The sequence below is a fragment of the Amycolatopsis sp. TNS106 genome, from assembly GCF_019330265.1.
Taxonomy (GTDB): domain Bacteria; phylum Actinomycetota; class Actinomycetes; order Mycobacteriales; family Pseudonocardiaceae; genus Amycolatopsis; species Amycolatopsis lurida.
On record NZ_CP024972.1, the window covers coordinates 7,209,246 to 7,227,154 of the forward strand.

General features: G+C 69.0%; 14 protein-coding genes and 1 pseudogene. 11 read left to right on the forward strand and 4 right to left on the reverse strand.

The window, feature by feature from the left end:
* Window positions 1-2: 2 nt before the first annotated feature.
* The gene (locus tag CVV72_RS33235) at window positions 3-1,007 is read right to left on the reverse strand and encodes an ABC transporter substrate-binding protein (RefSeq protein ID WP_370641836.1); all 1,005 of its coding nucleotides are present in this window, start codon (window positions 1,005-1,007) and stop codon (window positions 3-5) included.
* A 248-nt stretch (window positions 1,008-1,255) separates the two neighbouring features.
* Window positions 1,256-2,212: an ABC transporter substrate-binding protein gene (locus CVV72_RS33240; protein WP_219154287.1), complete on the reverse strand. Its 957-nt coding sequence runs from the start codon at window positions 2,210-2,212 to the stop codon at window positions 1,256-1,258.
* 737 nt (window positions 2,213-2,949) lie between these two features.
* On the opposite strand from CVV72_RS33240, the gene CVV72_RS33245 reads away from it, so the two are divergent.
* The 6 genes from CVV72_RS33245 to CVV72_RS33270 all read left to right on the forward strand — a co-directional run bounded on the left by CVV72_RS33245 (window position 2,950) and on the right by CVV72_RS33270 (window position 9,351).
* Window positions 2,950-6,057, forward strand: coding sequence for a nitrate- and nitrite sensing domain-containing protein (locus CVV72_RS33245; RefSeq protein WP_219154289.1), 3,108 nt, complete (start codon window positions 2,950-2,952; stop codon window positions 6,055-6,057).
* Window positions 6,058-6,077: 20 nt separating this feature from the next.
* Window positions 6,078-6,536 carry a roadblock/LC7 domain-containing protein gene (locus CVV72_RS33250; protein ID WP_085939650.1) on the forward strand — a complete coding sequence of 153 codons (459 nt, stop codon included), beginning with the start codon at window positions 6,078-6,080 and terminating at the stop codon, window positions 6,534-6,536.
* 25 nt (window positions 6,537-6,561) lie between these two features.
* Window positions 6,562-7,344: a DUF742 domain-containing protein gene (locus tag CVV72_RS33255; protein ID WP_034308333.1), complete on the forward strand. Its 783-nt coding sequence runs from the start codon at window positions 6,562-6,564 to the stop codon at window positions 7,342-7,344.
* Entirely contained in the window at window positions 7,325-7,933 is a 609-nt protein-coding gene (locus CVV72_RS33260) for an ATP/GTP-binding protein (RefSeq protein WP_007033392.1), read from the forward strand. Before CVV72_RS33255 ends, CVV72_RS33260 begins: the two co-directional genes overlap by 20 nt.
* Window positions 7,934-8,361: 428 nt before the next feature.
* Window positions 8,362-8,781 (forward strand): roadblock/LC7 domain-containing protein, encoded by a 420-nt coding sequence (locus CVV72_RS33265; RefSeq protein ID WP_005156190.1) that lies wholly within the window; start codon window positions 8,362-8,364, stop codon window positions 8,779-8,781.
* Between the two features lie 3 nt (window positions 8,782-8,784).
* On the forward strand, window positions 8,785-9,351 hold the full coding sequence (locus tag CVV72_RS33270; RefSeq protein WP_219147889.1) for a DUF742 domain-containing protein: 567 nt from the start codon (window positions 8,785-8,787) through the stop codon (window positions 9,349-9,351).
* A gap of 165 nt (window positions 9,352-9,516) precedes the next feature.
* Here CVV72_RS33270 and CVV72_RS33275 read toward each other — a convergent pair whose 3' ends face one another.
* Window positions 9,517-11,760: a helicase-associated domain-containing protein gene (locus tag CVV72_RS33275; RefSeq protein ID WP_219147891.1), complete on the reverse strand. Its 2,244-nt coding sequence runs from the start codon at window positions 11,758-11,760 to the stop codon at window positions 9,517-9,519.
* 93 nt (window positions 11,761-11,853) lie between these two features.
* Between CVV72_RS33275 and CVV72_RS33280 the strand changes: the two genes are divergently transcribed.
* From CVV72_RS33280 to CVV72_RS41885, 5 genes and pseudogenes are all read left to right on the forward strand, one after another.
* Window positions 11,854-12,036, forward strand: a complete 183-nt coding sequence (locus CVV72_RS33280) for a hypothetical protein (RefSeq protein WP_007033389.1) — start codon at window positions 11,854-11,856, stop codon at window positions 12,034-12,036.
* A gap of 101 nt (window positions 12,037-12,137) precedes the next feature.
* Window positions 12,138-13,535 carry an NAD-dependent malic enzyme gene (locus CVV72_RS33285; RefSeq protein ID WP_219147893.1) on the forward strand — a complete coding sequence of 466 codons (1,398 nt, stop codon included), beginning with the start codon at window positions 12,138-12,140 and terminating at the stop codon, window positions 13,533-13,535.
* Window positions 13,536-13,695: 160 nt separating this feature from the next.
* Window positions 13,696-15,243 carry an alpha/beta hydrolase gene (locus CVV72_RS33290; protein WP_219147895.1) on the forward strand — a complete coding sequence of 516 codons (1,548 nt, stop codon included), beginning with the start codon at window positions 13,696-13,698 and terminating at the stop codon, window positions 15,241-15,243.
* Between the two features lie 17 nt (window positions 15,244-15,260).
* Window positions 15,261-15,731 (forward strand): cyclic pyranopterin monophosphate synthase MoaC, encoded by a 471-nt coding sequence (gene moaC, locus CVV72_RS33295; protein ID WP_219147897.1) that lies wholly within the window; start codon window positions 15,261-15,263, stop codon window positions 15,729-15,731.
* Window positions 15,728-16,644, forward strand: a pseudogene (locus CVV72_RS41885) (molybdenum cofactor biosynthesis protein MoaE). The gene moaC and the pseudogene CVV72_RS41885 overlap by 4 nt, the downstream one beginning before the upstream one ends.
* 209 nt (window positions 16,645-16,853) lie before the next feature.
* Here the strand turns inward: CVV72_RS41885 and CVV72_RS33310 are convergent.
* The gene (locus tag CVV72_RS33310; RefSeq protein WP_219147901.1) at window positions 16,854-17,495 is read right to left on the reverse strand and encodes a transglycosylase family protein; all 642 of its coding nucleotides are present in this window, start codon (window positions 17,493-17,495) and stop codon (window positions 16,854-16,856) included.
* Window positions 17,496-17,909: the final 414 nt, after the last annotated feature.

Genomic DNA, 17,909 nt, shown 5'->3' on the forward strand with positions numbered 1-17,909 from the left:
CTTTATCCAGCTTGAGGGGCGAGCATCGGAGCGGCGTCGAGCTTGGCCGTGATCACACCGGTCTGCAGCAGCAGGTCCGGCACTCGCTGCAGGCGACGGGCGTCCAATGTGGACCCGAACGTCGGCAGCGTGAGCAGTGAAGCGGTTTCGGCGTCGACCCTGGCGTACTTGACGATCATCGGTTCGATCTTGGAACGGTCGGCCGAATCGCGCACGGCCTTGGCCAGTGCACGCTGGAACGCGGCCAGCGTCTTGGGGTTCTTGTCCACGAAGGAGCCGAGCGCGCCGAAGCCCGCCAGGGGGAAGTCCTGGGTGGCACCGGTCGAGATGTCGACGATCGGGGTCGCGCCGACGACCTTCGAGGCCTGTGTCAGGAACGGCTCGGGCAGGTAGCCCGCGTCGACCTGGCCCGAGGAAAGCGCCGCGGCGATGTTCGGCAACTGCATGGGCACCCACTGGACCTTGCTGGTGTCCACGCCGTGGTCCTTCATCACCGAGACGGTGAGCAGGTGGGAGGCGGTGTTCTTGTCGGTGATCGCGATCTTCTTGCCCGCGAGGTCGTTGATCGTCTTGACCGAGGAGGTCGGCACGGTGACGACGGCGTTGCTCTTGGGGCTGGCCGAAACGGAGTCGGCGACGAGCCGGATGTCGGCCGCGCCCTTGCTCTTCGCGACGAAGAACGGCATGTAGGTGGAGAAGGCGATGTCGACCTCGCCACCGATCATCTTGGTCATCGCCTGCTGACCACTGGGGGCGTCGACCGCTTCGACCTCGAGACCTTCGGCCTTGAAGTAGCCGCCTTCCTGCGCCAGCCGCAGCGGCGCGAGGTCGACGACGGGCAGCAGGGCCACCTTGATCTTCGGCTTCTCCAGCCCGCCTTCGCCACCCGATGCCTTCGACGTGTCCTCGCCGCCGAGTGCGCCGCAGGCGCCCAACGTGGCCAGCATGAGCGCGCTCAGGGCGACGCTGAGGGCACCCCGTCCTCTCCGTGCACCGTTCCTGCTCATGGCGTTTCGAAACAAAGCCAGCTCCTCGGAAACAATGAATCACCGTTGGGGTTTTTTCATCCGTGTCGTGGCTTCATTCCGCCAGGCACGCGGTCACCTTAGAGATTTGCCCACCTGCTCACAATGGGTGTCGTGAGCGGGTGATCATTTTAGGCCATTCGCCCGATCACTTGATCACCCGCTTGGACATCATTACTTTCAGTGACTGAATTCCGCGTGGATGGGCAATTCGGAGTAACCGCGAGTCATCAACTCGTGCTCTGCGCCGCGATCATCGGGCCGACGTCGATCTTGGTCGGGATCGCGCCCATCTGCAGGAGCAGGTCCGGGACCCGCTGGATGCGGCGGGGGTCCAGGGTGGACTGGAACGTCAGCAGCGTGGTCAGCGCGGCGGTGTCCTGGTCGATCTTGGCGTACTTGACCAGCAGCGGCTCGATCTTGGAGCGGTCCGCCGCGTCGCGGGTGGCCTTCTGCATGGCGCGCTGGAAGGCGGCCACGGTCTTCGGGTTCTCCGAGACGAACTTGCCGAGCGAGCCGTAGCCCGCGGTGGGGAAGTCCTGGGTGGCGCCGGTGGCGGTGTCCACGACCGGGACGGTGCCCGCCTGCTTGGCGGTCTGGGTGATGAACGGCTCGGTCAGGAAGCCGGCGTCGATGTCACCGTTCTTGAGCGCGGTTCCGACGTTCGGCAGCGGGATCGGCACCCACTGGACCTTGCTGGCGTCGACGCCGTGGTCCTTCATGACCGATTTGGACAGCGTGTCCGACACGGTGTTCGGCGCGGTGATGCCGATCTTCTTGCCTGCCAGATCGCTGACGCTCTTCACCGAAGACGTCGGCAGGGTGACCAGCATCGTGCTCTTGGGGCCCGCGGAGGAGGCGTCCGCGACCAGCTTGATGTCGGCGGTGTTCTTGCTCATCGCGATGAAGAACGGCGTGTAGCTCGCGTACGCGATGTCGACCTCGCCGCCGATCAGCTTGGTCAGCGAGACCTGACCGGTCGCGGCTTCGATGGCTTCGACATCGAGGCCTTCGTTCTTGAAGTAGCCGCCGTCCTGGGCGAGACGCAGCGGGGCCAGGTCGATGGTCGACATCACGGCGACCTTGATCTTCGACTTCTCGAGGTTGCCCGAGCCGCCGGAGGAGGACGAATCGTCGCCGCCGAGGAGGCCGCAGCCGCTGACCGATACCGAAACGACGGCCGCCATCGCGAAGGCGAGGGCTCCACGCCGACCCAGGCTGACGCTCAAGGCCTTCTTCGAGCTTGCAGAGCCAAGCAAAGGGATGCTCCTGATCAAGGGAGGGACACGTGATGACGTGGCCTGATGTGGAATTCGGAAGTGACTCTTTGTCTCAAGTCAGGGCCCACTGTAGAGAACACACACTGTGCTCACAATGGGTGGTCATCCCATGATCCCAAGTGGTAACGATCACCCGAACAGGTTGTTTGTCAGAAGTGAACACAACTGGGCGTGTTCGCGCCGGGGACTTGTTGACAACTGAGCGCCCACGGGTCAAGACCCGTCCGGGGCTTTCTCGGAGGTCTTGACCGAAGGGTTACATCTGGCGCGCCCGTTCGCTACCCTCATGCACCGGTAGTGAGGTGTGGACCACTGATGTAGTGAAAGAGAGTGCCTTGGATGGCCGAACGCTCTGGACCTTTCCCGAGGTGCAAGGCACTCTGTGTCGCACACGTCAAACACGGTGAACACGTCCGTGCTTCACTGGTGCGCGCCCGCGCACTGGCGGGTTAGGCCGAACAGACCAATGGCACCGAGCAGGGTTTCGGTCAAGTGCACTTGAGAGATCACGTCGAAGAAGACTTCCTCATTCGGATGAGTGGATACTCACGCCGTGCGCATCCCTCCCGAATGAGGGGAGCGTGCGGGTAGTGGTCTCCGACAACCGACCCAGACAGCAGCAGTACGGCCAGCTCGAGAACGGCATGTCCAAAATGGGCTTTCCCGGCCCGAATGAAGATGATGGTGGTGCGGCGGTGCCGAACGAAGACACCGCGGGGGTGGGAGGGGCCCCTGCGCGGGATACCGGAGACGGTCCTGGTGGGAAGGCCGGGTCGTTCCTGGGCCTGCGTAACTGGCGTCTGCGATCGAAGCTCGCGGCCATCCTGATCATTCCGACGCTGACGGCGCTCGCGCTCGGCACGCTGCGCGTGATCGACGACAGCAGCGAGGCGGCGAGGTTCCAGGACACCGCCGACCAGGTCGCGTTCGCCGACAAGATCACGCTCGTGGTGCACGAGCTGCAGAGCGAACGCGCGCTCGCCGTCGCCAAGATCGCCTCGGGTGACCCGTCGCGCCAGAACGGTCTCGACGCACAGATCGCCAAGGTCGACCGCGCCATCGACGATCTGCGGGCCTCGGCGAACCAGATCAACCCGGACGATCAGGACACCAGGGACCGCTACTCGCGTGGTCTGCAGCGGCTCGACGCCTTGCGCCCGCTGCGCGGCGCGATGAACACCTCGCTCCTGGGCGACACGCCGGTCCTCATCGCCTACTCCGGCATCCTCGACTCGCTGGTCCAGCTCGGCCGCGAGGTGACCACCGCGGTGGCCAACCGCGACGTGCTCCGGCTCGGTGTCACCGTGCAGGCCATCAGTGAGAGCAAGGAGTTCATCGCCCGCGGTGACGCGGCGCTGCTGATCGCCTCCTTCCGCTCCGGCTTCCCCGGCGACCTGTTCGACCAGGCCCGCTCCGCGGTCGCGAGCGGCGACGCCTCGACGGCGGCCTTCGTCGCCAACGCCAGCCCCGAGCAGCGGCAGCTCTACTCGGACACCTTCTCCGGCCCCGAGGTCGACGACCGCCGCCGGATCACCACGATGGCGTTCTCGCTGCACCAGCAGAACGAGCCGCCGTCGATCGACAACGTCGCGCTCGGCAACGACAGCCGGGTAGCGCTGGACAAGCTGCGCGCGGTCGAGACGAACCTCCTCGGCCAGCTGCGGGCACAGGCCGACGGCCTGGCCACCGACGCGATCAACTCGGCCTGGATCGGCGGCGCGATCGTGCTGCTGGCCCTGCTCGCGGCGCTGTTCCTGATGCTCGTCATCGCCCGCTTGATGCTCCGCCCGCTGCGGGTGCTGCGGAAGACGGCGCTCGACGTCGCGTACACACGACTGCCGGAAACCGTGCAAGCCATCCTCGACGACCCGGACCCGGTCAACGCCTCGAAGCGGTCGGTCGAGCCGGTGCCCGTCACTTCGCGTGACGAGATCGGTGAAGTGGCGCGGTCGTTCGACGTCGTCCACGAACAGGCCGTCAAGATGGCCGCCGAGCAGGCTCTCCTGCGCGAGAACGTCAACGGCATCTTCGTGAACCTGTCCCGCCGGTCGCAGCGGCTGGTGGAACGCCAGCTCGGCGTCATCGACCGGCTCGAGGCCGACGAGCAGGACCCGGACCACTTGGCCAGCCTGTTCGAACTCGACCACCTCGCCACGCGGCTGCGCCGCAACGGTGAAAGCCTCCTGGTGCTCTCGGGCGCCGGTCTCGCGAAGTCGGTGCCCAAGCCGGTGCCCGCCGCCGACGTCATCGGCGCCGCGGTCTCGGAGATCGAGCAGTACGCCCGGATCGAGATCGGGATCGTCCCCGAGGTCGCCGTCCAGGGCCTGACGATCCACGACCTCGTGCACGTGCTCGCGGAACTGCTGGACAACGCCACCTACTTCTCCGAGCCGGAGACGAAGGTGACCGTCCGCGCGGTGATCACCCGCAAGAAGGCGCTCGCCATCCAGGTCACCGACCACGGTGTCGGCATGACCGAGGAGCGCCTCGCCGAGGTCAACCAGCGGCTCGCCGACCCGCCGGACCTGGACGTCTCGGTGACCCGGCGGATGGGCCTGTACGTGGTCGCGCGCCTGGCGCGCCGCCACGGCATCGAGGTCCGGCTCCGGGAGAACGAGGACATCGAGGGCGGCGTGATCGCGCGGGTCGTCGTGCCCGCCGAACTGCTCACGCAGATGCGGCCCGGTGTGCGCAACACCCCGCCGCCGGCGAACCGCTCGGAAACGTCGATGCCCTCGATGCCGTCGGTGTCCGAGATGTCGACCTCGCTGCCGAACATCCCGGCTTCCGACCGCGGCCTGGAGATGACGCCACCGCCGCCGTCGAAGCCCCCGGCTTCGCAACCGGTCGCGCAGCAGGGCGGGCTCGTCCCGCTCGACCAGCCGATCAGCCTCGACGACCTGGTCGCGGGCAAGAACGCGGCCGGGCCGTTCCTCAGCCCCGCGAAGCCCGCCGAGGAGACCCCGGCGTGGCCGACGGCCGAAGACATCTCGCCCACCAACGGCGACGGTGCCTCCAGCGGCACCGAGACGCAGTTCGCGTCGCTGGTGCTGCCGAAGCGGGAGCCGAAGTACACCCCGGTCGAGCCGCAGAGCCAGCCCGAGGAGCACTCGGACGCCGGAAAGTCGGCGCTCGACGACGACGTGCCCACCCGGCGGCTGCCGATCTACCAGTCGGTGCTCTCGCGCTGGTTCAGCGAAGGCGACGAGGCCGGGGGCGACAGCCCGACCACGTACACCGAGCCGGTCGAATCCGACGCGTCCACGCAGACCCGCAACGGTGGTGCCGAAGCGGAGGAACCGGCCGCGGAGGACACTTCCGGGGAGGCATTGCCCACTCGGACGCCGCGGAGTGTTCCGCCGGAGACGGTGCTCCAGGACAATGGCTGGCGCAGCGCGTCGGACGACGGCTGGCAGGCGGCGCAGGTCCTGTACGAAGACCGGAACGACGAGATCACCCCGGCGGGCCTGCCCAAACGGGTGCCGAACCAGTACCTCGTCCCCGGCTCGATCGGCGGGAACGAGCCGAAGAAGGAAGACTCGTTCGCCGACAAGACCTCCGGAATGCCGGGAACGGGTGCGATCGCCCGCTCGGCGACGGCGGCGCGGAGTCGGATGGCAAGCTTCCAGCAGGGCTACAAGTCGGGACGGCACGCGTTGAAGGAACGTCCGATCGACGCGCTGGATGACAACGGCGTTCCGGTGACTGGCGGGGATGCGGGTTCCCCTGCCGATGACAGCAGTAAGGAGTGACAGTGACACGGGCGGGTGCGATGCAGCCGGGTGGTCCGGCGCAGCCTGGCGGCCAGGCGCAGGGTAAAGGACACACGAGCAGCTTTGCCTGGCTGATCACGGATTTCGTGCACCGGGTCCCGGGCGCGGCGCATGCTGTGGTGGTGTCGGCGGACGGTTTGCTGCTGGCCTCGTCGAAGGGACTTCCCAAGGACAGGGCCGATCAGCTGGCCGCCGTCGCGTCGGGGCTCACGAGCCTCGCCCGCGGCGCGGCGAAGGTGTTCGAAGGTGGCACGGTCGCCCAGACGGTGGTCGAGATGGCCAACGGCTTCCTCTTCCTGATGTCGGTGTCCGACGGGTCCTGCCTGGCGGTCCTCGGCTCGCCGGAGAGCGACATCGGCCTGGTCGTCTACGAGATGACCCTGCTGGTGGAACGGGTGGGGCAACAGCTGACACCGGAGATGCGCGCGCAGCTGCAGGGCGCGTCGGTCCGCCGCTGAGCGACCGGGAACCGAGGAGAATGCCGTGGACGACGGGCGCTTGAGGGGCGATGGCCGGCTCGGTGACGACTTCTCCGGCGGGTGGTCGGAACGTGACGACGGCCGGGAGGACTGGACGTCCTTCCGGGACCGGGTCGACCGCGAATGGCGATCGCGGCGGGCACAGGGGTCGGACAACGACCCCGTGTCCCCGGACGAGGCCTCCCGCTGGCTGACCGATTCGAACGCGGGGCAGGGACCTGCCGATTTCAGCGTTTCGGACTACCGGGAACGCCTCCTCGGCGGCCCCGGGGCGGAACTGTTCGGTGGTGGCAGCGGTCCGCTCTACGATTCCGGCGAGTTCGCCAAATTCTCCTTCGACAAGGAGGAGGAGCGCCGGGCGGCGGCCGCCGCCGACCCGCTCGCCGCGGCACTGCCGCAGCAGGCGCAGAACGAGTACGTCGACGAGCAGTACACCACCGACGTCGAATCCTCCGGCCTGGTCCGGCCGTACTTCCGCACGCGGGGACGGACCAAGCCGACGTACGACCTTGCCATCGAGGCGCTGATCTCGACCAGCGAACAGGGACGCGTGCTCGACCGGGTACGCGTCCCCGAACACCGGTCGATCTGCGACCTTTGCCTGGACACCCGGTCCGTCGCCGAAGTCGCGGCGCTGTTGCGCCTGCCGCTCGGCGTGGTCCGGGTGCTGATCGGAGACGTGGCCGGCCTCGGTCTGGTCCTGGTGCACACCGCCAGCCAGAACGTGGGTGACCGGCCGAGTATCGAGTTCATGGAGAGGGTGCTCAGTGGGCTTCGGAGAATTTGACTCCGACGCGAATGCGCCGCAGGTGACCGGACCGACTTCGTCGGCCAAGATCGTGGTCGCTGGCGGATTCGGTTCGGGGAAGACCACGCTGGTCGGAGCGGTTTCGGAGATCGATCCGCTGACCACCGAGGCCATGATGACCGAGGCCAGTACCGGCGTCGACGACAATTCGGCCACCCCGAACAAGTCGACGACGACCGTGGCCATGGACTTCGGCCGGATTTCGCTGGACTCGGACCTGGTGCTGTACGTGTTCGGTACGCCGGGCCAGCACCGGTTCTGGTTCATGTGGGACGACCTCGCGGTCGGCGCCATCGGTGCCGTCGTGCTGGTCGACACGCGGCGGCTCGCCGACGCGTTCCCGTCGATCGACTTCTTCGAGAACCGGAAGCTGCCGTACGTCGTGGCGATCAACTGCTTCGACCGGCTGCTGCACCACCAGATCGAGGACGTCCGGCACGCGCTGACGATCTCGCCGTCCGTGCCGATCATGGCCTGTGACGCCCGGGAACGTGAGTCCGCCAAGCAGGTGTTGATCTCGGTCGTGCAGCACGCCATCGCGCACGATTCGGCGTTGCGCGCCGGGTAAAAGGGACGAAAGCCCGGAGCGGATGCGGCCGTTGGAGTGAACTCGGCAGGCTTCACCCGCTTCGGGGAGTGGCGTCACCAGCCGGATCGACCGCGGGGTGACCCCTTTCACGCGATCCGGCCCCGGCGCCACCCGATCGGGCGACCGTGACGCCGATGACCTGCGCGGACACCGGTTCACACCTGGTCGCACCCGGCCACCACGGGGTGACCCACGAATGCGTGGTTCGCGATGGGTCGACGCGGTGAGCGGCTGGACGTTTACGTTCGGTTAACGCTGACGGCCGGGTGGCGGGCTCGACACGATCGACGGGACGAATACGCTGGGTGGAGGCGTCTTTCGGCTCGACGGCACCGCGATCGGTGCAGGTCGGCGCGAGACGCCCGGACCACGCCGCCCAGGTGGTCTTGAGCAGCGAGGAGGGACTTGTGACGGCATCCGGGCAGCAAAGCTCGTTCGGCTGGCTCATCACGGATTTCGCGCGCCGCGTTCCCGGCGCCGCGCACGCCGTGCTGGTCTCCGCGGACGGGCTTCTCCTCGCGCCGTCGGACGGACTGCCGCAGGAACGGGCCGAACAGCTGTCCGCGGTCGCCTCCGGGCTGATCAGCCTCACCGCCGGCGCGGCGCGCTGCTTCGACGCGGGCGGGGTCAACCAGACCGTCGTCGAGATGGAACGCGGCTACCTCTTCCTCATGTCGGTCGCCGACGGCTCGTCACTCGCCGTGCTGGCCGCGCCGACCTGTGACATCGGCACCGTGGCCTACGAGATGACGCTGCTCGTCGAGCGGGTCGGCCAGCAGATCACGCCAGAGCTGCGCGCGCAGCTCCAGGGCGGCGTACGTGGGTGACCGATGAAGATCACCGGATTCACCGAACCGGAACCGTCCGGCTGGGACTCTCTCTATCAGGGCACCGAACGCGAAGCCTTCGACTCGCCGAGCCGCTTCGAGCTGAGCTCGATCAGCACGGTCATGCCGCGACGCCCGGCCGAGCCGCCTTCGGCACCCTCGCCGATCCGTCAGTCGCCGCCGCGTCCCGCGCCCGCTGACGTCGCACCCGCTTCGGTCTACCTGCCGACTTCGGGCTCGCGGGTCCGGCCCTACACCCGCACCGGCGGGCGCACCCGCACCGCGCATGACCTGGCGCTGGAGGCGCTGGTGTCGACCACCGACGACGGTCGCCGGTACCGCGGCGTGCGGACACCCGAGCACCGCCAGATCTGCGACCTCTGCCTGGACACCCGATCGATCGCGGAGATCGCCGCGCATCTGCGGCTGCCGCTGGGTGTGGTGAAGGTGATCGTGGGCGACATGGCGGACGCCGGTCTGGTGCTGGTCCACCAGACCGAGCTGATCCTCGGAGATACCTCTTCGCGCGCTTTCATGGAGCGGGTGCTTCAGGGCCTGCGCGCCCTCTGACCCTCCCGCATTCAGTCCTCTAAATGCGTTCCGGTGGCTCTCGGCCAGGGTTCCCAATGTCGCATTTGAGACGCTGAGCGTCCCTGATGCGACATTGGGAACACTCAGCCTCGCCGGGCGGCCGCGCGTTCAAGGCCGCAAGTAGGCGACTGAATGCGGCGTCGGTCAGTCTTCGACGAGGGCGGCCGACGTGATCCGGTGCAGCGGGTAGCGCTCGTTGTCGGTCCCTTCGAGGACCCCGCCGCCGACGCGCAGCGGCCGCACCACCCGCTGGCTCGCCGTCCCGCGTGAGTCGACGAACCCGATCCACACCTCACGGCGTTCGATGGTCGCCTGGGACAGCAGCGCAAGGGTCGCGGACGTGTCCCCGGAGCCACCACCCTGCGGTGCGCGCACCGTCTCACCCCGGCGGCGCGCCGAAGCGGCGTCACCGGCCCGGACGTGCGCGACGATCTTGCCGACCTGGTCGTCGGTCAGCCCGGCGGGCTCGCCAGGCGCGCGACGCGCGGAACGTGCCTTCGCGGGAAGACGACGTCCAGAAGGCCTGATGTCCATGACGCGTCCGTCGGGCCCTTCGGCGGCCGGAGCGAACCCTGCGGCGCGGAGCGCGTCGAGGACTTCGGCGAGCGGGTACGCGCTGATGAGCACTGTCGGCGCGATCATCCGCAAGCCGTACTCGGTCGCGACAGGGCTGCCCATGACCTCGGCGAGCAGCGACGCGTCGTCGCAGCGCAGGAACGATTCGGCGGCCCCGCCGCGCAGTCGCCCGTGGCGCCGGGCGACGTCGTCGATCAGGTAGCTCAGCGACTGGGGCACCGGCGTCGCCGACCGCGTCGAGAACAGCTGGTGCAGTTCGCCCGCGGTCCGCCCGGTGTCGAGCGCGCGCCGCACGGAGGTCTCGGTGATCCGGTAGACGGTCGCGTGCCCGGAGGATTCGATGTCGGCGACGGCGGTCATCTCGGCCGCGAGGCCGGCCTCCAGCGGCCCGGGCGCGACCACGGTGAGGTCGGCCTGGACGAGGACGTGGTCCACCGGACGCGGCAGCGCGTCGATCATCGCCTCGACCGCTCCCGGCCGGTCCTCGGCCAGCAGCGCCCGCGTCGCCGTGGTGAGCCCGCCGAGCCCGATCAGGCCGAGCGCCGCTCCCTCGGCCATCGTCCAGCGCACGGTTTCGTCCCGCAGCCGCCCGCCCCGCCTCGGCGCGCGCCAGGCGAGCGCGGCGACCAGTTCGTCGGTGCTCTTCACGCCCGCGCCCTCGGGAAGCGCGGCCAAGGCCAGGAGGATCCGCCGTCGCGACGTGGGTGCCAGCGGACGGCGCAGGTCTTCCGAAAGCGGCGCGATCGGCTTGTCCTTCACGTCCCGCCCGCCGGCGAGGCCGGGCAGCCGGGGCAGTTCGAGCCAGGCCTGTGCGAGGGTCATCCAGCGCTGCGCGGTCGGCGACGCGAGCCACGAATCCGTGAGGGTCGTCGGTACCCATTCCGGCGCGGTCGCTTCGCTGTCGGCCACCAGCCCGGCGCCGACCGCGATCTCCGCGAGCAGGGTCACCCGCGTCTCGTCGACGTCGAGATCCTTGGCGAGCTTCTTGAGTTCGCGGACCCCGAGACCGCCGGATTTCAGCACCGGCGGCGGCGTCTCCGACCATGCGCGAAGCATGCTTTCGGTCTGGCGCAAGAACTCCATCGCCTCGCCCGCCGCCGTTGTGTCCACTGTGGACGGCTGATGCGGATGCGTGGGGAGTTCCGGTTCGCGCAGCGACGCCGGGTCGAACACCGAGCCACCGCGCAGCGCGATCCCGATCTCCCGCGGCAGCTCGACGGTCTGGTCGTCGCGGCGCAGCAGCAGGCCGCGCGCGAGCAGCCGCTGGACCGGGTTCTGCGCCCGCTCCAGCGGGACGTCCGCCGCCGCGTCCCGGGTCCGCCCGATCGGCGGACCGGCCGCCAGGGTCGTCAGGACGGCGCGTTCGTCCTCGCCGACCTCCGCGAGCGCGGCCTCGATATCCGTTCCGGCGAGCGAGGGTAACGACGATCCGAGCCCGGCGGGGAAGGGGCCGAGCGCGTCGCGTGCCGACGGCGGGACGCGCAGCGCGTCGTCCTCACCCCAGACCAGGGCCCGCTTGCGCAACAGCGCCAGCGGCTCGCCGATCTTCTTGCCCACGAGCCGCGTGACCTCCGCCGAGGCGACCGGCTCGGTGTCCGCACCCGCCAGCAGCAGAGCGTCGAGGACGGCGAGCGTGAAGGTGTCGAGGTCCTCGCAGGCGCGCGCGACGGAGCCCGGCGTGCCTGCCCGGGTGGCGAGCACGATGGTGTCGGACGGGGGCGGCGTGGACAGGTCGCGACGAGTGCGCAGCAGTGCCGCGAGAGCGTCGTCGGACTCCTGGCGCAGCCAGTCCGCCAGGGAGGGCGCGGGCATAGAGGACCAGGATACCGGGCGGGTGGTGGCCCGGCAGCCGCGTTCGGGCAGACTGTCCCCTGAGAACGGCTTGACCATGCTCTGGAGGACGTTGTGGCGAAGGGCGATAACAAGAAGCGCGCGGGCATCGACCCCACGTGGCCCGGTGAAGACGGGGAGCACCCCGTCACCGAGCTCGCGTCCGACCGGCAGGGCGCACTGTCCCCGTTCGGCGACGTGACCTTCCCCCTCGAGAGCGTGCCTTACGTGCACCCCGAGACCGAGATCAACCGGTAGAAAGCTACTGGCCGGTTACCCCCTGCGAGGGTTCGTGGCGGTCGTCACGGGAGTAGGTTTTCGATCGACCTATTCGAGCGTTCCTCAGCGGGGGTAGTGCCATGCCGGTTCCCGGTCCCGGATATTCGATCACCGTCCGGGTGGAGGCCCCCGCGTCATCCACCGCGGCGGGTGATCTGACGACCGCCGTCGGCCGGGTCGGCGGCGTGCTGACCGCGTTCGACGTCGTCGAGTCGCATCCCGACTCGATCGTCGTCGACATCAGCGCCAACGCCCTGTCGGAGAACCACGCTCAGGACATCACGCAGACCCTGGACTCGATGCCGGGCGTCCGCGTGCGCAAGGTCTCCGACCGGACGTTCCTGATCCACCTCGGCGGCAAGATCGAGGTCACCCCCAAGGTCGCGCTCCGCAACCGTGACGACCTCTCCCGCGCGTACACACCGGGTGTCGCCCGCGTCTGCCAGGCGATCGCCGCGAACCCCGAGGACGCGCGCCGCCTGACCATCAAGCGCAACACCGTCGCGGTGCTCACCGACGGCTCCGCGGTGCTGGGGCTGGGCAACATCGGCCCGGCCGCCGCGCTGCCGGTGATGGAGGGCAAGGCGGCGCTGTTCAAGAAGTTCGCCGACGTCGACGCGTGGCCGGTCTGCCTGGACACCCAGGACACCGAAGAGATCATCATGATCGCGAAGGCGCTCGCGCCGGTCTACGCGGGCATCAACCTCGAGGACATCGCCGCGCCGCGCTGCTTCGAGATCGAGAAGCGCCTGCGCGAGCAGCTCGACATCCCGGTGTTCCACGACGACCAGCACGGCACCGCGATCGTCGTGGTCGCCGCGCTGCGCAACGCCTTGCGCGTGGTCGGGAAGAACATCGAAGACTGCAAGATCGTCGTCAGCGGCGTCGGCGCGGCGGGTTCGGCGATCATCCGCCTGCTGCTGGGCAAGAACCCCGGCGACATCGTGGCCGCCGACATCGACGGCATCGTGCACTCCGCGCGCGGCAACCTCGACGAGAACCTGACCTGGATCGCCGAGCACACGAACAAGGAGCAGCAGGCGGGCACGCTGCACGAGGCGCTCGTCGGCGCCGACGTGTTCATCGGGGTCTCCGCGCCGAACCTCTTCGGCGCCGAGCAGGTCGCGACCATGAAATCCGACGCCGTCGTGTTCGCGCTGGCCAACCCGGACCCGGAGATCGACCCGCTGGAGGCGCAGAAGCACGCCGCCGTGGTCGCCACCGGCCGCAGCGACTTCCCGAACCAGATCAACAACGTGCTCGCGTTCCCCGGCGTCTTCCGCGGGCTGCTCGACGCGCAGGCGCACCACATCGACGACTCGATGCTCCTCGCGGCCGCCGACGCCATCGCGGACGTCGTGGACAACGGCAAGCTGAACGCTTCGTTCATCGTGCCGAGCGTGTTCGACAGCGCCGTCGCCCCCGCGGTCGCCGAGGCCGTCAAGAGGGCCGCAAAGGCGGCCAAGCAGAGCGAGTAGCCAGCGCGTACGCGACAGATCAACACAGTCCCTTGCTCCGTTCGGGGGTGTCGTCATCACTGAGGCCGACCTCGCGGCCGACTTCAGGGTGACGACTCCACCGCTGCCCCGCTCCTAGGCTCGGCTCCGACCAAGAAGTCGATCATGACGGGGGTTGGGGATGAATCGCTCTGTCCTGAGCAGGATCGGGACACTCACGGCCGCGGCGGTGACGATGGCGGTACTCGTACCGGCCACGGCGTCCGCCGCGGTTTCGTCCGTGCGCTGGGGGCCGTGTCCGGAGGACGTGGCCGCGCCCGGCGTGCAGTGCGCCACCTTGAAGGTTCCGCTCGACTACCGGGATCCGGGCGGGAAGACCATCGACATCGCCGTTTCGAAACTCGCCAGCACCAAGCCGGCGAAGCGGCGCGGCATCATGCTGACCAACCCGGGCGGCCCCGGCGGGCCGGGGCTGACCATGCCCGCCGGGTTGCGCGCGGCGGGCATGCCGTCGAGCGTGCTCGACGCCTACGACATCATCGGCTTCGATCCCCGCGGGATCGGGCGCAGCACGCCGGTCACCTGCGACCTCAAGCCCGAACAGCAGGTCAGCAACGTCCCGCCGTACGCGCGTGACGCGGCGGCGGTGGCGGAGCGCGCGAAGGACGTGGAGGGCGTCGCGAAGCAGTGCGGGGCCTCGAAGACCGCCGCGAACCTGCCGTACATGACCACGGCCAACACCGCCCGCGACATGGACCGCGTCCGGGAAGCCCTCGGCGAGGAGAAGCTCTCGTACTACGGCGTTTCGTACGGCAGCTACCTGGGCGCCGTGTATTCGACGCTGTTCCCGCGGCAGACCGATCGCGTCGTGATCGACAGCGTGACCGGTCCCGGCGGGCTCGATCCGGTCACCTCGCGACGCCTGGCGGAGGGGTTCGAGGACCGCTTCCCGGACTTCGCGAAATGGGCGGCGGCACGGCACGCGAGCTACGGGCTGGGCCGCACCCCGCAGCAGGTGACGGCGAAGTTCTACGACCTCGTCGCCAAACTCGACGGCGGGGCCGTCCCCGGTGTCGACGGCGCGGCGTTCCGCATGGGCACCTTCGGCGCGCTCTACGCGACCAAGTCCTTCCCGGCGCTGGCACAGCAGTGGCAGGCGCTCGACACCGAAGGCACCGTGAAGCAGACCGCGCAGGCCCAGCAGATCGATCCGGCGCAGTTGCTGGCCGGGCAGTTGCACGTGGTCTGCAACGACGCGGACTGGCCTGAGGACGTCGCGACCTACCAGCGCAACGTCGCGAAGGACCGGGTGAAGTACCCGATGTTCGGTGCCGCCGGGGCGAACATCTGGGCCTGCGCGTACTGGCCGTCCGAGCCGATCGAGCCGCCGGTGCGGATCGGCGACCGGGGGCCGTCGAACATCCTGATGGTGCAGAACCTGCGTGACCCGGCGACGCCGCTGAGCGGAGCCAAGGAGATGCGCCGCGCCCTCGGTGACCGGGCTCGGATCGTGACCGTGGACGAAGGCGGGCACGGGGTCTGGCTGAGCGACGAGAACGCTTGCGGCAACAACGCCGTCAACCGGTTCTTCGTGGAAGGCAAGCGCCCCGCGCGCGACACGGCCTGCGCCGCGGACAAGGGCGGGCTCTTCGCGTCGATGACGCCGGAACAGCGGCAGGAACGCGAGAAGGCCCTCGACGAGGTTCGCTCGAAGCAGCGGATGTTCTGAGGACTAGCCTGCTGGGCGTGAGTGAACTCAGCCACGTCGACCATACGGGCGCCGCCCGTATGGTCGACGTTTCCGGCAAGACGCCCACCGCCCGCACCGCGCTGGCGGGCGGCACCGTGCACACCACGGCCGAGGTGCTCGGCCTGCTGGCGACGGACGGGCTACCCAAGGGCGACGCCCTCGCGACCGCCCGGATCGCGGGCATCATGGGCGCGAAGAAGGTGCCCGAGCTGATCCCGCTCTGCCACCAGATCGCGTTGTCCGGCGTGAAGGTCGAGTTCGTCCTCGACGAGACCGCCGTGCACATCACCGCGACCGCGAAGACGAACGACCGGACCGGCGTCGAGATGGAGGCGCTGACCGCCGTCGCCGTCGCCGGGCTGACCCTGCACGACATGATCAAGGCCGTCGATCCGGCGGCGACCCTCGACGACGTCCGCCTGCTCCGCAAGGACGGCGGCAAGACCGGGACCTGGGAGCGGCCGTGAACCGGGTCGCGAGGGTGATCGTGGCGTCGAACCGTGCCGCGAAGGGCGTCTACGAGGACACCACGGGCCCGGTCATCACGGAGTGGTTGACCGCACGGGGCTGGGACGTGCCGGAGCCCGTGGTCGTCGAGGACGGGGAACCCGTCGGCGAAGCCCTGCGGGACGCCGTCGCGGCCGGGGTGCAGGTGATCGTGACGACCGGCGGCACCGGCATCTCGCCGACGGACCGCACCCCGGACGTCACGCGCGCCGTCCTCGATTACGAGCTCCCCGGCGTCGCGGACGCGATCCGCGCCGCCGGACTGCCCAAGGTGCCCACAGCCGTGCTCTCGCGCGGCGTCGCAGGCGTCGCGGGCCGGACCCTGGTGGTGAACCTCCCCGGCTCGCGTGGCGGGGTGAAGGACGGCCTTGGCGTACTGGACGGGATCCTCGACCACGCCGTCGACCAGCTGGCGGGCGGCGACCACCCACGGGAGGCACAGCAGTGAGCGTTCGGGTCGCACGGATCGCGGTGGTCGACGAGCCGCTTTCGGTCGAAGAGCACGCCCGCCTGGTGGACGACGCGGCCGCGGGTGCCGTCGTCACCTTCGGCGGGGTCGTGCGGGACCACGACGGCGGCCGGTCGGTGGACCGGCTCGCCTACGAGGGACACCCCAGCGCCGCCGACGTCCTCGCGGAGGTCGTCGCCGACCTCTCGGGCAAGTGGGAGGGCGTGCGGGCGGTCGCCGTCAGCCATCGGCTGGGCGCACTGGCCATCGGTGACGTCGCGCTGGCGTGCGCCGTGGCGGCCGAGCACCGTGGCCAGGCCTTCGCCGCCTGTTCGGAGCTGGTCGACGAGGTCAAGGCGCGGCTGCCGGTGTGGAAACACCAGCACTTCAGCGACGGCAGCGACGAGTGGGTCAACTCGCCGTAGCGAGGTGATCGAGCCGCAATGAAGGGGCCTTTCATCGCAAATTTCGCGATGAAAGGCCCCTTCATTGCACGGGGCGGGCCTGAGGCGCGCCGCACCCCGGACACGACAAAGCCCCACCGCCGGGGGAATGGCGCGGTGGGGCCTTGTCAGTCGTGACGTGGCCGCGCGGGGAATCCCGCGGGCATCACGACTTACCGGTGCTCAAGAGCTCACTTGGTGGCGAGCTTCTGGCCGACGACGATGAAGTCGGCGTTCGGCACGTATTCCTTGTTCAGCTCCTGCAGCTTCTGGAAGCCACCCTGGACGTTGAACTTGGAAGCGATCTTCGACAGCGTGTCGCCGGCCACGACGGTGTAGTCACCCGCCGGGTTCGAGTTCGCGACATTGGCGGCGGCCGGGGCCGGAGCCGGGGCCTGCTGCTTGGTGACCGGAGCGGTCGACTTCTTCGGGGTCACCTTCTTGGTGGCCTTCGGGGCGGTCGACTTCGCCTTGGCGGGGCTGGCGGAGCCGCCCTTTTTGCCACAGTGCGGCCACGCGCCGATGCCCTGGCCCTGGAGGACGCGCTCGGCGACGGCGATCTGCTGCTCACGCGACGCGTTGTGCGCGCTGCCGGTGCCACCGTAGGCACGCCAGGTGCTCTGCGAGAACTGCAGACCACCGTAGTAGCCGTTACCGGTGTTGGTGCTCCAGTTGCCGCTGCTCTCGCACTGCGCGATGGCGTCCCAGTTGGTCGCCGACGCGGGGGTCGCGGCGATGGCGAGGGGAGCGCCGACCGCGACACCCGCAATGGCGACGCGGGCGATGTGACGGGTGGCGGCGGACATCTTGCGGTGCTTGCCTCGGTAAGACATGTGAGTAAATCTCGCTCCCTGCGCCTACGAGCCTGTGCTGAGGGAAAAGACCCGTGGGTCCTGGCCGGCCGTCTCAGGCCGGCTGACTTCGCCTGACGCACGACGCGTCGGCTCGGTCCCCTCGTCCCTGTCCGGAAATGCTTTCGCTCGGGGTTGGGTCCGGGAATCCGTTGGACAGGGCTCGGCGCTACGGGTTCCCGGTGTTGCGTGGTCGGTCGGGGCCAACCGAAAAGCGACGGTACGTAACGAACGGCCTGATCGGAAATTATTCGAGCTGTGACCTACATCACAGTAACAGCACGCAACTCATAACGATTCGGCTGTTTGTGCAGTTCAGGGCGCCGTTATCTGGCCGTTTCCTGACCGAGATAATTCACGGATCGTGAGGCTTGCATCACGTGGATTAAGGGATGA

Coding starts and splice junctions, on each gene's coding strand:
- CVV72_RS33250 (WP_085939650.1), top strand. CDS start 6,078: ATGCAGCCGGGTGGTCCGGCGCAGCCTGGCGGCCAGGCGCAGGGTAAA.
- CVV72_RS33235 (WP_370641836.1), bottom strand. CDS start 1,007: ATGAGCAGGAACGGTGCACGGAGAGGACGGGGTGCCCTCAGCGTCGCC.
- CVV72_RS33240 (WP_219154287.1), bottom strand. CDS start 2,212: ATGGCGGCCGTCGTTTCGGTATCGGTCAGCGGCTGCGGCCTCCTCGGC.
- CVV72_RS33275 (WP_219147891.1), bottom strand. CDS start 11,760: ATGCCCGCGCCCTCCCTGGCGGACTGGCTGCGCCAGGAGTCCGACGAC.
- CVV72_RS33285 (WP_219147893.1), top strand. CDS start 12,138: ATGCCGGTTCCCGGTCCCGGATATTCGATCACCGTCCGGGTGGAGGCC.
- CVV72_RS33270 (WP_219147889.1), top strand. CDS start 8,785: ATGAAGATCACCGGATTCACCGAACCGGAACCGTCCGGCTGGGACTCT.
- CVV72_RS33290 (WP_219147895.1), top strand. CDS start 13,696: ATGAATCGCTCTGTCCTGAGCAGGATCGGGACACTCACGGCCGCGGCG.
- CVV72_RS33245 (WP_219154289.1), top strand. CDS start 2,950: ATGTCCAAAATGGGCTTTCCCGGCCCGAATGAAGATGATGGTGGTGCG.
- CVV72_RS33310 (WP_219147901.1), bottom strand. CDS start 17,495: ATGTCTTACCGAGGCAAGCACCGCAAGATGTCCGCCGCCACCCGTCAC.